At 54.1% G+C, this 12,459-nt stretch carries 13 protein-coding genes and 1 other RNA gene; 5 read left to right on the top strand and 9 right to left on the bottom strand.

Annotated features, from left to right (window positions below):
- Positions 1-8: 8 nt before the first annotated feature.
- Positions 9-587, bottom strand: coding sequence for a YecA family protein (locus ABTW00_RS03910; RefSeq protein ID WP_163446049.1), 579 nt, complete (start codon positions 585-587; stop codon positions 9-11).
- Between the two features lie 158 nt (positions 588-745).
- On the opposite strand from ABTW00_RS03910, the gene zapA reads away from it, so the two are divergent.
- The 3 genes from zapA to ABTW00_RS03895 all read left to right on the top strand — a co-directional run bounded on the left by zapA (position 746) and on the right by ABTW00_RS03895 (position 1,916).
- Positions 746-1,075 (top strand): cell division protein ZapA, encoded by a 330-nt coding sequence (gene zapA, locus ABTW00_RS03905; protein WP_064542733.1) that lies wholly within the window; start codon positions 746-748, stop codon positions 1,073-1,075.
- A 41-nt stretch (positions 1,076-1,116) separates the two neighbouring features.
- A non-coding RNA gene (gene ssrS, locus ABTW00_RS03900) (6S RNA) lies at positions 1,117-1,300 on the top strand.
- A gap of 19 nt (positions 1,301-1,319) precedes the next feature.
- Entirely contained in the window at positions 1,320-1,916 is a 597-nt protein-coding gene (locus ABTW00_RS03895) for a 5-formyltetrahydrofolate cyclo-ligase (RefSeq protein ID WP_433638955.1), read from the top strand.
- A gap of 367 nt (positions 1,917-2,283) precedes the next feature.
- Here ABTW00_RS03895 and serA read toward each other — a convergent pair whose 3' ends face one another.
- Together serA and rpiA are read right to left on the bottom strand one after the other, a co-directional pair.
- On the bottom strand, positions 2,284-3,516 hold the full coding sequence (gene serA / locus ABTW00_RS03890) for a phosphoglycerate dehydrogenase (RefSeq protein WP_064542727.1): 1,233 nt from the start codon (positions 3,514-3,516) through the stop codon (positions 2,284-2,286).
- 264 nt (positions 3,517-3,780) lie between these two features.
- Positions 3,781-4,440 (bottom strand): ribose-5-phosphate isomerase RpiA, encoded by a 660-nt coding sequence (gene rpiA, locus ABTW00_RS03885; RefSeq protein ID WP_433638953.1) that lies wholly within the window; start codon positions 4,438-4,440, stop codon positions 3,781-3,783.
- Between the two features lie 199 nt (positions 4,441-4,639).
- Here rpiA and argP point away from each other — a divergent pair, with 199 nt between their 5' ends.
- Positions 4,640-5,533, top strand: coding sequence for a DNA-binding transcriptional regulator ArgP (gene argP / locus ABTW00_RS03880; RefSeq protein WP_035896251.1), 894 nt, complete (start codon positions 4,640-4,642; stop codon positions 5,531-5,533).
- Positions 5,534-5,575: 42 nt separating this feature from the next.
- Here argP and ABTW00_RS03875 read toward each other — a convergent pair whose 3' ends face one another.
- From ABTW00_RS03875 to epd, 6 genes are all read right to left on the bottom strand, one after another.
- The gene (locus ABTW00_RS03875; RefSeq protein WP_433638950.1) at positions 5,576-6,319 is read right to left on the bottom strand and encodes an oxidative stress defense protein; all 744 of its coding nucleotides are present in this window, start codon (positions 6,317-6,319) and stop codon (positions 5,576-5,578) included.
- Positions 6,320-6,405: 86 nt separating this feature from the next.
- A complete protein-coding gene (gene argO, locus ABTW00_RS03870) occupies positions 6,406-7,041 on the bottom strand; it encodes an arginine exporter ArgO (RefSeq protein ID WP_065355997.1) in 636 nt (211 codons plus the stop codon).
- Positions 7,042-7,195: 154 nt separating this feature from the next.
- Complete coding sequence (mscS, locus tag ABTW00_RS03865; RefSeq protein ID WP_433638948.1) at positions 7,196-8,053, bottom strand: small-conductance mechanosensitive channel MscS; 858 nt, start codon at positions 8,051-8,053, stop codon at positions 7,196-7,198.
- A 188-nt stretch (positions 8,054-8,241) separates the two neighbouring features.
- Positions 8,242-9,321, bottom strand: coding sequence for a class II fructose-bisphosphate aldolase (fbaA, locus tag ABTW00_RS03860; RefSeq protein ID WP_064542711.1), 1,080 nt, complete (start codon positions 9,319-9,321; stop codon positions 8,242-8,244).
- A gap of 97 nt (positions 9,322-9,418) precedes the next feature.
- Entirely contained in the window at positions 9,419-10,582 is a 1,164-nt protein-coding gene (gene pgk, locus ABTW00_RS03855; protein WP_064542708.1) for a phosphoglycerate kinase, read from the bottom strand.
- Between the two features lie 39 nt (positions 10,583-10,621).
- Positions 10,622-11,650 carry an erythrose-4-phosphate dehydrogenase gene (gene epd, locus ABTW00_RS03850; protein ID WP_064542706.1) on the bottom strand — a complete coding sequence of 343 codons (1,029 nt, stop codon included), beginning with the start codon at positions 11,648-11,650 and terminating at the stop codon, positions 10,622-10,624.
- A 373-nt stretch (positions 11,651-12,023) separates the two neighbouring features.
- On the opposite strand from epd, the gene ABTW00_RS03845 reads away from it, so the two are divergent.
- The gene (locus ABTW00_RS03845) at positions 12,024-12,449 is read left to right on the top strand and encodes a PPC domain-containing DNA-binding protein (RefSeq protein WP_433638944.1); all 426 of its coding nucleotides are present in this window, start codon (positions 12,024-12,026) and stop codon (positions 12,447-12,449) included.
- Positions 12,450-12,459 lie beyond the last annotated feature (10 nt).

Below are 12,459 nucleotides of genomic sequence, written 5' to 3'. Positions count from 1 at the left end.
TATTATGTTTAGTGTAAGGTTGGTTTCCGGACTTCCGGCGCCGTCGGCTGCGGGTGGGTGAACGTATCGTGGCACAGCAGCGCCGCTACGCGAACGTATTCGATAATTTCTTCCAGCGACATCTCCAGCTCTTCCTGATCTTCATCTTCTTCATAGCCAAGTTGCGCAATATTTCGAAGATCGTCAATGGCTTCGCCCGCTTCTCCCTTCACTTTATCCAGCTTCGGCTGAACCATGCCCAAACCAAGCAGGAAGTGATTCACCCAGCCAGAGAGCGCGTCGGCGCGGTCAAACACGCTGACGTCGTCGCCTTCAGGCAGATAAAGCTGAAAAAGGAAGCCGTCATCTTCCAGCGCGTCGCTGGTAGCCGAATGCATGGAGCGCAGTGATTCAGCAAGCTCGTGGCCAAACGCCAGACCTTCGTTTGTCAGGTCGTGAACCAGCGGCTGCCATGAGCTGTCGTTGTTTCCGCCGCAAAGCAGACCGCTGAGCAGACCGTGCATTTCCGCAGGCGTCAGGCCTACCCCTTGTTGGTTTAACAGCTGGTTCAGCAGGGTGTAACCAGGCATTTCGTTCTGTATAGACATGCGCATTCGTCATTGTTGGGTGGAATTCATGGTATGCTACCACTTTGGACCCTGGAGATACCAGAAAAGGGCTTGTAAGTTCATACCAGGGTAGCTATAGTGTCGCCCCTTCACATCCTGAGAGTGAAGGACGCGCAGTCAATCAGCAGGAAGGTGGCATGTCTGCACAACCCGTCGATATCCAAATTTTTGGCCGTTCACTGCGAGTGAATTGCCCGCCTGAACAAAGAGATGCTTTGAATCAGGCCGCGGACGATCTGAATCAGCGGTTGCAAGATCTGAAAGAACGCACTAGAGTCACAAATACTGAGCAGCTGGTTTTCATCGCCGCGTTGAACATCAGCTACGAGTTAACTCAGGAAAGGGCGAAAACGCGTGACTATGCTTCAAGCATGGAACAGCGCATTCGGATGCTACAACAGACCATTGAACAGGCATTGCTTGACCAGGGTCGCATATCCGATAAGTCAGCACCAAACTTTGAATAACACTTTGCAGTTTACTATGGTAGAGTGACTGTGAAGAAAAAATTTCTCTGAGATGTTCGCAAGCGGGCCAGTCCCCTGAGCCGATATTTCATACCACAAGAATGTGGCGCTCCATGGTTGGTGAGCATGCTCGGTCCGTCCGAGAAGCCTTAAAACTGTGACGACGCATTCACCTTGAACCAAGGGTTCAAGGGTTACAGCCTGCGGCGGCATCTCGGAGATTCCCCTTCTACCTACCGGTCTTATGACGCATCCATCTGAGCAACAAAACTCCCGACAGCACATCCGCCAGATTATCCGGCAGCGTCGTCGTGCGCTCACGCTCCAGCAGCAAATTCTCTACGGCGAACAGGCCGCAGATCGCATGATGGCCTGGCCTCCGGTGGTGATGGCAAAAACCGTTGCGCTGTTTTTGTCTTTTGACGGCGAGCTCGATACCCAGCCTTTAATTGAACAGCTCTGGCGCGCGGGCAAACGCGTATACCTGCCGGTGCTTCATCCGTTCAGCCCTGGTAACCTGCTGTTCCTGCACTACCATCCGCACAGTGAGCTGGTCGTTAATCGCTTGAAGATCCACGAGCCGAAGCTTGATGTGCGTGACGTTCTGCCACTTGCCAATCTCGACGTACTGATAACGCCGCTGGTCGCCTTTGATGAACAAGGGCAGCGGTTAGGTATGGGCGGCGGTTTTTACGACCGCACGCTGCAGAACTGGCAGCAGCACGGCATCCAGCCCGTCGGCTATGCCCACGATTGCCAGCAGGTTGACGCGCTGCCGGTGGAGCAGTGGGATATTCCGCTGCCCGCGGTGATCACGCCGTCAAAAGTCTGGCAGTGGTAGGCCGTTTCAGGCAATTGACAGCGTCGTTTTTTTGACCTACATTCCTCGGTAAAGGGTGAGGGAGGCGAACCTCCCTCCTGCGTTCATACTGTTAATATGCTGGCAGAGCGATGATTAACAGAATCAGCAGTATGATGACCAGTCTCATCATTGTCCCTTTCCTTTCAGGGCCCCTGCTTCGGTAGGGGCTTTGCCGTTTCAGCCCCCTGCTGAGCCCCCATCGTAAATCCCTTTTGCTAAGGGACAATGCGCGGCGGCGCCTTTAATCACCGTTTGCGGCGAGGCTCGTAAATAGGATGTATACGTTGCAGGCAAGCGAAAAAAACGGGCAGACCAATGGCCTGCCCGTTTCATCAGTGCGGGAAAATCAGTACAGCAGGCGAGCGCGAACGGTGCCCGGAATAGCCTTCATACTTTGCAGCGCTTTCTGCGCCACATCTTCTTCGGCTTCAATATCGATAACCACGTAGCCCATCTGCGGCGTGGTTTGCAGATACTGCGCGGCGATGTTAACGCCCTGCTCGGCGAAAATCTGGTTCAGCGCGGTCAGCACGCCTGGACGGTTTTCGTGGATATGCAGCAGACGACGACCGCCGTGCAGCGGCAGCGACACTTCCGGGAAGTTAACGGCAGACAGCGTAGAGCCATTGTCGGAGTATTTAATCAGTTTACCCGCCACTTCCAGGCCGATATTCTCCTGCGCTTCCTGGGTTGAACCGCCGATGTGTGGCGTCAGGATCACGTTGTCGAATTCGCACAGCGGCGAGGTGAACGGGTCGCTGTTGGTCGCCGGTTCGGTTGGGAAAACGTCGATGGCCGCACCCGCCAGATGCTTACGCGCCAGCGCGTCGCACAGCGCCGGAATGTCCACTACCGTACCGCGTGCGGCGTTAATCAGCAGCGAGCCTGGCTTCATCAGCGCCAGCTCTTCCGCGCCCATCATGTTTTTGGTAGAGGCGTTTTCCGGTACGTGCAGGCTCACCACATCGCTCATGTTCAACAGGTCGGAAAGATGCTGCACCTGCGTCGCGTTACCCAACGGCAATTTGCTTTCAATATCATAGAAGTAGACATGCATCCCCAGCGACTCCGCCAGGATGCCAAGCTGAGTACCGATGTGGCCGTAGCCGATAATGCCCAGCTTTTTACCGCGCGCTTCATAGGAGCCCGCGGCCAGTTTGTTCCACACGCCGCGGTGCGCTTTAGCGTTGGCTTCCGGAATGCCGCGCAGCAGCAGCAGCAGTTCGCCAATCACCAGCTCGGCAACGGAACGCGTATTGGAGAACGGCGCGTTGAACACCGGTACGCCGCGTTTAGCCGCCGCTTTCAGATCCACCTGGTTGGTGCCGATGCAGAAGCAGCCTACGGCAACCAGCTTCTCAGCAACAGCGAAGATCTCTTCCGTCAGTTGAGTACGGGAACGCAGGCCGATGAAATGGGCATCACGGGCAGACTCTTTCAGCTGTTCGCTATCCAGCGCACCCTTGTGAAATTCGATATTGGTGTAACCTGCTGCGCGAAGGCTATCCAGCGCCTTCTGGTGCACGCCTTCAACCAGCAGAAATTTAATTTTGTCTTTTTCCAGTGATACCTTAGCCATTTCCCCGTCCCGTCTTTGTTTTACTGATGTTGTGGTGAACGAAAGTTCACCTAAGCAACATATCAAAAAAAATTATTGCGGCAATATGAACGTTTGCGTCGGCAACATGAGGAAGCCTCACGCAGAGGGAAATGCCAGCATAAAATGCTAAACGGGAAGATAAACATGGGATGTTAATCAGGCAGAAGATTGAAATGTGACACAAGTCACCAAATTCAGCCTCAATAAAAAAAAGAGGGGAATTTGTCATTCCCCTGAGTCAGATCATTTAGTAATGGTTTTCACGCCGTCGGCGGTACCAATCAGCGCGACGTCGGCGCCGCGGTTAGCAAACAGGCCCACGGTCACAACGCCTGGAATGCCGTTGATCGTGTTTTCCAGCGCGATAGCGTCAAGGATTTCCAGACCGTGCACATCAAGGATCACGTTGCCGTTATCGGTCACTACGCCCTGACGATATTCTGGACGACCGCCGAGCTTCACCAGCTCGCGCGCCACGGCGCTGCGCGCCATCGGGATAACCTCTACCGGGAGTGGGAAATTACCCAGGATATCTACCTGTTTGGACGCATCGGCGATGCAGATAAACTTGTCGGCCACCGAGGCGATGATTTTCTCACGCGTCAGCGCCGCGCCGCCGCCTTTGATCATCTGCATGTGACCGTTAATTTCATCCGCACCGTCCACGTAGATCCCCAGACGGTCAACTTCGTTCAGGTCGAAAACGGTGATGCCGAGGCTTTTCAGCTTCTCGGTTGAGGCATCAGAGCTTGAGACCGCGCCCTCGATTTGTCCTTTCATCGTGCCCAGCGCATCAATAAAGTGCGCCGCGGTAGAGCCCGTGCCTACGCCGACAATCGTACCCGGCTGTACGTATTGAAGGGCCGCCCAGCCTACTGCTTTTTTCAGTTCATCCTGCGTCATGATCGTTATCGCCTGTGGTGTCATCAACTGCCGCGCATTATAGAACAGAACCCCGGCATAATTCGACCCATGAGCCAGGCGAATAAAAGATGTAACTCGTGAAGAACTTCACAGTAAATGGCAAATTAATTTCGTCTGTATCCAGGGTAAATTTATGTCATAGTGCTTGATAACACCTACAGGGGAGTATTTCAGAGCAATGAAACGTCCGGACTACAGAACACTACAGGCGCTGGATGCCGTTATCAGGGAACGTGGGTTTGAGCGCGCCGCGCAGAAACTGTGCATCACTCAGTCCGCCGTTTCTCAGCGCATTAAGCAGCTTGAAAATATGTTCGGGCAGCCGCTGCTGGTTCGCACCGTCCCTCCGCGCCCCACAGAGCAGGGGCAAAAGCTGCTGGCATTGCTGCGTCAGGTTGAGCTGCTGGAAGAGGAGTGGCTGGGCGACGAGCAAACCGGCTCCACGCCGCTGCTGCTGTCGCTGGCGGTCAACGCCGACAGTCTGGCGACCTGGCTGCTGCCTGCTCTCGCAGACGTGCTGGCAAACTCCCCTATTCGCCTGAACCTTCAGGTTGAGGACGAAACGCGTACCCAGGAGCGCCTGCGTCGTGGTGAAGTGGTTGGCGCGGTGAGTATTCAACCGCAGGCGCTGCCGAGTTGCCTGGTCGATCAGCTCGGTGCGCTGGACTACCTGTTTGTCGGTTCCAAAGCGTTTGCCGAGCGCTACTTCCCGAACGGCGTGACTCGCTCTGCGCTGCTGAAAGCGCCCGCCGTGGCTTTTGACCATCTGGACGATATGCATCAGGCGTTTTTACAGCAAAACTTTGACCTGCCGCCGGGCAGCGTGCCGTGTCATATCGTTAACTCATCGGAAGCCTTCGTACAGCTGGCGCGTCAAGGCACCACCTGCTGTATGATTCCACATCTGCAAATCGAGAAAGAGTTAGCCAGCGGCGAGCTTATTGACCTCACGCCAGGCCTGTTCCAACGCCGGATGCTTTACTGGCACCGCTTTGCGCCGGAAAGCCGTATGATGCGCAAAGTCACCGACGCGCTGTTGGCTTATGGGCATAAGGTGCTGCGTCAGGATTAAACGCGAAGAAAAACCCCTTGCGTTGCAAGGGGTTGGCGGGAATTACTTCGCAGCAGCTGGCGCTGCTGGTGCCGCAGCCTGCTCAGGCTGCAGCTGGAACACCACATCCACCTGGTCATCAAACTGAATAGTCGGCTGCTCGTAAGTTTCCTGTGCCGAAACCGGCGCCGCATCGGCCTTCATCATGCGAACCATCGGGCTTGGCTGGTAGTTAGAGACATGGTAACGCACGCTGTAAACCGGCCCCAGTTTGCTATTGAAGCCTGCGGCCAGAGATTGCGCCTGATGAATAGCATCATCAATTGCCGCTTTACGCGCTTTGTCTTTGTAGGCATCCGGTTTCGCCACGCCCAACGATACGGAGCGAATCTCGTTTAACCCTGCTTTTAACGCGCCATCCAGCAGCGAATTCAGCTTATCCAATTGGCGCAGCGTGACTTCGACCGTACGCACCGCACGGTACCCCTTCAACACGCTTTTACCATTCTGGTAGTCATAATCCGGCTGGGTACGCAGGTTGGCGGAGCTGATATCGTTTTTCGCCACGCCGTTTTGCTCAAGGAAAGAGAGATATTGCGCAACGCGCTGGTCGGCCTGTTTCTTGGCGCTCGCCGCATCTTTCGCGGCAATATTCACTTCGATGGCCAGCGTCGCGATATCCGGCACCGCCGCCACGCTCGCCGTCCCCGACGTGACGATATGCGGGCCATCAGGCAACTCGTTTGCCTGTACGGACATTGCACTAAACCCGATTGCTGCGGCCAAAGCCATCACTTTAAACTTCACTGTTGTATCTCCTTGGTTATCACCCGACAACGGGGGTCTTGCCTGCAAGCTTAGCCGCTGCCAGGAGAAAGTCCATCAGATGAGGCTTAGTTAAGGAGCGCGTGCAGATGTCCAACGCCTTCTTTCGCCAGCTGAAAAGCGATAAGCCACATCACGATGCCCACCACGAGGTTAATAATGCGCTGTGCTTTCGCCGTGCGCAAACGCGGTGCCAGCCAGGCCGCCAGTAGCGCAAGCGCGAAGAACCACAGGAATGAGGCGCTGATGGTCCCCAGCGCAAACCAGCGCTTCGGCACCGCATCCAGTTGGCCGCCTAAGCTGCCCAACACCACGAAGGTATCGAGATAAACGTGTGGATTGAGCCACGTCACCGCCAGCATAGTGGCGATAATTTTCCAGCGCCCCTGCTTCATCACCTCGGCGGTCGCCAGTTCAATATTGCTCCCCATCGCGGTTTTCAGCGCCCCGAAACCATACCACAGCAGAAACGCCACGCCGCCCCAGGTGACCAGGGCCAGCAGCCACGGCGAAGACATCAACAGCGCGCTGCCGCCGAACACACCTGCGCAAATAAGCAGCAGATCGCTCACGGCGCAGAGGAGCGCAATCATCAGATGGTACTGGCGACGAATCCCCTGATTCATCACGAACGCATTCTGCGGGCCGAGCGGAAGGATCATGGCCGCACCAAGTACAAGACCTTGAAAATAATAAGATATCACGATAGTTTTCTTTATGTTGTTCAGGAATGGCGCTGACTATAACGCGATAGAATTATTAGAGGAAATTGATATTTTTAATAGGATATAAATATCTCTAATAACGTTGCACATAAAAATGCCGAACCTCTGTCCGGCATTTTTTGACAGCAAGACGTTACTCTGCGGAAGGGGTTCCCGGCTTCATATTTACATCGAGCTGCGGGTAAGGAAAACTGATGCCGTTAGCGTCAAATTCACGCTTGATGCGCTCCAGCACGTCCCAGTAGACGTTTTGCAGGTCACCGCTGAGGCTCCAGGCGCGCACGACAAAGTTGACCGATGACGGCGCCAGCTCATTCAGACGCACGGTAATTTCGCGATCTTTCAGCACGCGCTTATCCGACTCCAGAATCGTCGTCAGAATCTGCTTAACCTTATCAATATCCGCATCGTAAGAGACGCCGATAATAAATTCATTACGGCGCGCAGGCTCACGCGAGAAGTTAATAATATTGCCGGCGATAATCTTACCGTTCGGGATCACCACAATTTTACCGTCGACGGTACGCATGGTGGTGGAGAAAATCTGCACGTTCAGCACGGTACCGGCCACGCCGCCCAGATCAACATACTCACCCGCACGGAACGGGCGGAACATGACCAGCAGCACGCCAGCCGCCAGGTTAGAGAGCGAGCCTTGCAGCGCCAGACCAACGGCCAAACCGGCAGCACCGAGCACGGCGATAACCGAAGCGGTCTGCACGCCCACGCGACCCAGCGCGGCAATCAGCGTAAAAGCAATGACCGCATAGCGCACCAGTGCCGAAAGGAAGTCCGCCACGGTGGCATCAATTTTACGCGCCAGCATCAGGCGATTGACGGTATTAGAGACAATGCGCGCGGCGATCATCCCCACAATGATTATCGCGATTGCCGCAACGATATTGACCGCATAGCTCAGCAGTAATTCCTGGTTGCGCACCAGCCATGAACTGGCGTCGTTTATGCTATCGACAACGTTTAAATCTTCCATTCAATATTCCTTATGGATACCCGGACGGGAAATTAAAAACGGCCTGCAAAAATGCAGGCAGGTATAAAGGGTAAACAAAAAATGAGATTTTTGCCAAGTTGATCACGTTTTAATGCCCATCCATCGTATTGAAAAGGCAATAAAAAAGCCCGCCATACGGCGGGCTTTCGGCAAAAATAAGGCTTTTCTTACAGAACGTCTTTCGCGTTCAGTTCAGTGAAAGCCTGCTCCAGACGAGTCACCATGGACGTCTGAGCAGCGCGCAGCCATACGCGCGGATCGTAGTATTTCTTGTTCGGCTGGTCTTCGCCTTTCGGGTTGCCCAGCTGGCCCTGCAGGTAAGCTTCGTTCTCTTTGTAGTAGTTCAGGATACCTTCCCAGGTTGCCCATTGGGTGTCGGTATCGATGTTCATTTTCACTACGCCGTAGCTTACGGAGTCTTTGATTTCCTGAGCAGAAGAACCGGAACCGCCGTGGAAGACGAAGTTCAGGCTGTTGTGCGGCAGGTTGTGTTTCTTGGACACGTATTCCTGAGAATCACGCAGGATGGTCGGGGTCAGAACCACGTTACCCGGCTTGTAAACGCCGTGTACGTTACCGAAGGAAGCGGCGATGGTGAAACGCGGGCTGATTTTGCTCAGCTCAGTGTACGCGTAATCCACGTCTTCCGGCTGGGTGTACAGGGCAGAAGCGTCCATGTGGCTGTTGTCCACGCCGTCTTCTTCGCCACCGGTGCAACCCAGTTCGATTTCCAGGGTCATGCCCATTTTGGACATACGCGCCAGGTATTTGGAACAGATTTCGATGTTTTCGTGCAGGGACTCTTCAGACAGGTCGATCATGTGGGAAGAGAACAGCGGCTTACCGGTCGCAGCGAAGTGTTTTTCGCCAGCGTCCAGCAGACCGTCGATCCACGGCAGCAGTTTCTTAGCGCAGTGGTCAGTGTGCAGGATAACCGGAACACCGTAGTGCTCAGCCATCTGATGAACGTGGTGCGCACCGGAGATAGCGCCCAGGATTGCAGCACCCTGAGGAACGTCGGTTTTCACGCCTTTACCTGCGATGAACGCAGCGCCGCCGTTGGAGAACTGTACGATAACCGGCGCTTTAACTTTTGCAGCGGTTTCCAGTACGGCGTTGATGGAGTCGGTGCCCACGCAGTTAACTGCCGGCAGAGCAAAGTTGTTTTCTTTTGCTACCTGGAACACTTTCTGAACGTCGTCGCCAGTGATGACGCCCGGTTTTACGAAATCAAAAATTTTAGACATGTTACGTAGTCCTGTATCTGTATCTTCGGCCGTTGAAGAAGGTTCGCGAGCTGTTACGCGCGCTGAAAAACAGGCGGGTCTCCCCGCCTGAACTGAATTACTTCTTAGCGCGCTCTTCGAGCATCGCTACTGCCGGCAGTACTTTGCCTTCCACGAATTCGAGGAATGCGCCGCCGCCAGTGGAGATGTAGGAGATTTTGTCAGCAATACCGAACAGGTCGATTGCTGCCAGAGTGTCGCCGCCGCCAGCAATAGAGAATGCTTCGCTGTCTGCGATTGCGTTAGCAACGATTTCAGTGCCTTTACGGAAGTTCGGGAATTCGAACACGCCGACCGGGCCGTTCCACAGGATGGTTTTGGCGTTTTTCAGGATTTCAGCCAGTTTCTCTGCGGAAGCGTCGCCCAGGTCCAGAATCTGCTCGTCATCTTTGATGTCGTTTACAGATTTCAGGGTCGCGGTTGCGGTTTCAGAGAACTCGGTCGCTACGCGAACGTCGGTCGGAACCGGGATATCGCAGGTGGTCAGCAGACGCTTAGCTTCGTCAACCAGGTCAGCTTCGTACAGGGATTTACCCACGTTGTGGCCCTGAGCGGCAACGAAGGTGTTCGCAATACCACCGCCAACGATCAGCTGGTCAGCGATTTTAGACAGGGAGTCCAGAACGGTCAGTTTGGTAGAAACTTTAGAACCGCCAACGATAGCCACCATTGGGCGAGCAGGTTCTTTCAGTGCTTTACCCAGCGCGTCCAGTTCTGCCGCCAACAGCGGGCCTGCGCACGCAACGTCAGCAAACTTGCCGATACCGTGGGTAGAAGCCTGCGCACGGTGTGCAGTACCGAATGCGTCCATTACGAACACGTCGCACAGTGCAGCGTATTTCTTAGACAGCGCTTCGTCGTCTTTCTTCTCGCCTTTGTTGAAGCGAACGTTTTCCAGAACAACCAGCTCACCGGCAGCAACTTCAACGCCGTCCAGGTAATCTTTAACCAGACGAACCGGAGCAGACAGTTTGTCTTTCAGGTAATTAACAACCGGCAGCAGAGAGAATTCTTCGTTGTACTCGCCTTCGGTCGGACGACCCAGGTGAGAAGTGACCATGACTTTTGCACCCTGTTTCAGCGCCAGCTCAATAGTCGGCAGAGAAGCACGGATACGCGCGTCGCTGGTTACTTTCCCTTCTTTAACTGGTACGTTCAGGTCCGCACGGATGAAAACGCGTTTACCAGCCAGATCCAGATCGGTCATCTTAATTACAGACATGGTGAATCCTCTCGTTGATACTTAAAGTTTTGTCGACGCTCAAGCGTCGAGCCTGAAACCAATAGCGGCCATTGCTAACGTGGTGTCGAGCATTCGGTTAGCAAAGCCCCATTCGTTATCACACCAGACCAGCGTTTTGATCAGGTGAGCACCGCTGACCCGCGTCTGCGTGCCATCGACAATGGCACTGTGCGGATCGTGGTTAAAATCAGTGGAGACCAACGGTAATTCCGTATAGTCAACTATACCATGAAATGCACCCTGTGCTGCTTTTTGCAGCAACTGGTTGACTTCATTCGCTTTTACAGGTTTTTTCACCGTCACGCTCAGGTCAATTGCCGTCACGTTAATGGTCGGTACTCGTACCGCAATCGCCTCAAAACGGTCGCCAAACTGCGGGAAAATACGGGCAATCCCCGCAGCAAGTTTAGTATCTACCGGGATGATCGACTGGCTTGCCGCACGCGTCCGACGTAAATCCGGGTGGTAGGCGTCAATCACCTGCTGGTCGTGCATCGCAGAGTGAATGGTAGTTACCGTACCGGACTCAATGCCATAAGCATCATCCAACAATTTAATGACGGGAATTATGCAATTCGTGGTACAGGAGGCGTTGGAAACGATACGGTGTTCCGCGCGCAATTCATGTTGATTGACCCCATAGACGACGGTGGCGTCGAGATCGTTGCTGCCAGGATGTGAAAAGAGCACCTTCTTCGCGCCAGCGGCGATATGGGCTTCGCCGTCATGGCGGCTGCCGTATACGCCGGTACAGTCTAGCACGACATCAACCGATAGCTCTTTCCAGGGCAGCGCCTCAATAGTGCGCTCATGCAGAAGACGGATGGCGTCATCGCCGACGAAAAGCTGTTCGCGCTCCTGGCGAACATCCCAGGCAAAGCGCCCGTGGCTGGTGTCGTATTTCAACAAATGCGCGATGCCCGCAGCATCTGCCAGCTCGTTGATTGCCACCACGGTGATTTCCGCACGGCGTCCGGATTCATACAAAGCACGAACCACGTTACGTCCAATGCGACCGAAGCCATTAATCGCTACGCGTACGGTCATAGGTCTCCTGCAAGGTCATCCCGATGCAAAGTGGCAAACAGAGTAATGCAGCCAAACGCTTTGGGAAACCTCACCCGCCACAAACAGTGACTGATTGGTTAAATGTCGAACAATTTATCGACTGAAACGCTTCAGCTAGAATAAGCGAAACAAGGAATAAAAGGAATGATTGTCCAGACAGAGACGCCTAATATCTGACATGCATCACATTTTACACTTGCGCAGGATGGAATTTATTCCATATCCCAGAATTGTGAATAAGCACTGCCGGATCTTTTCGTTGTGGTGTCGCAAACACTGATTTATATCAGAATGCACCCTCTCTCACGTCTATATTATCAGCATCACGTCCGAGTCTCGGAGTCCTTCAAATATGGCTATGCATTCCAATCTCGCCTCTACGGCTCGCTTCTATGCGCTCCGCCTGCTTCCTGGACAGGAAGTGTTTTCCCAATTGCGAACGTTTATCCAACAACAGCAGATTCAGGCCGCCTGGATAGCGGGTTGCACGGGCAGTCTGAGCAATGTGGCTTTGCGCTATGCGGGGCGCGAAGAAACGACCTTTATCAACGGCACTTTTGAGGTTATCTCACTGTGCGGCACGCTTGAGCGGGCTGGCGAGCATCTTCATCTGTCGATTTCCGATCCACAGGGCGCCACGCTGGGCGGCCATATGATGCCCGGCTGTACCGTCCGGACCACGCTTGAACTGGTGATTGGTGAACTGGAAGCGCTGACCTTTAGCCGACGCCCCTGCGCCATTTCGGGTTATGAAGAGCTGCACATTTCTCCTCGTTAATTTACCACGC

The sequence above is a fragment of the Kluyvera georgiana genome (assembly GCF_050990895.1).
Taxonomy (GTDB): Bacteria; Pseudomonadota; Gammaproteobacteria; order Enterobacterales; family Enterobacteriaceae; genus Kluyvera; species Kluyvera georgiana.
Note: the sequence above shows the minus strand (reverse complement) of the source record. Positions and strands in the feature narration are given on the sequence as shown.

Bases quoted from the DNA above. Each gene is read 5' to 3' on its own strand.
- ABTW00_RS03910 (WP_163446049.1), bottom strand. From the start codon at position 587: ATGTCTATACAGAACGAAATGCCTGGTTACACCCTGCTGAACCAGCTG.
- zapA (WP_064542733.1), top strand. From the start codon at position 746: ATGTCTGCACAACCCGTCGATATCCAAATTTTTGGCCGTTCACTGCGA.
- ABTW00_RS03895 (WP_433638955.1), top strand. From the start codon at position 1,320: ATGACGCATCCATCTGAGCAACAAAACTCCCGACAGCACATCCGCCAG.
- serA (WP_064542727.1), bottom strand. From the start codon at position 3,516: ATGGCTAAGGTATCACTGGAAAAAGACAAAATTAAATTTCTGCTGGTT.
- rpiA (WP_433638953.1), bottom strand. From the start codon at position 4,440: ATGACGCAGGATGAACTGAAAAAAGCAGTAGGCTGGGCGGCCCTTCAA.
- argP (WP_035896251.1), top strand. From the start codon at position 4,640: ATGAAACGTCCGGACTACAGAACACTACAGGCGCTGGATGCCGTTATC.
- mscS (WP_433638948.1), bottom strand. From the start codon at position 8,053: ATGGAAGATTTAAACGTTGTCGATAGCATAAACGACGCCAGTTCATGG.
- fbaA (WP_064542711.1), bottom strand. From the start codon at position 9,321: ATGTCTAAAATTTTTGATTTCGTAAAACCGGGCGTCATCACTGGCGAC.
- pgk (WP_064542708.1), bottom strand. From the start codon at position 10,582: ATGTCTGTAATTAAGATGACCGATCTGGATCTGGCTGGTAAACGCGTT.
- epd (WP_064542706.1), bottom strand. From the start codon at position 11,650: ATGACCGTACGCGTAGCGATTAATGGCTTCGGTCGCATTGGACGTAAC.
- ABTW00_RS03845 (WP_433638944.1), top strand. From the start codon at position 12,024: ATGGCTATGCATTCCAATCTCGCCTCTACGGCTCGCTTCTATGCGCTC.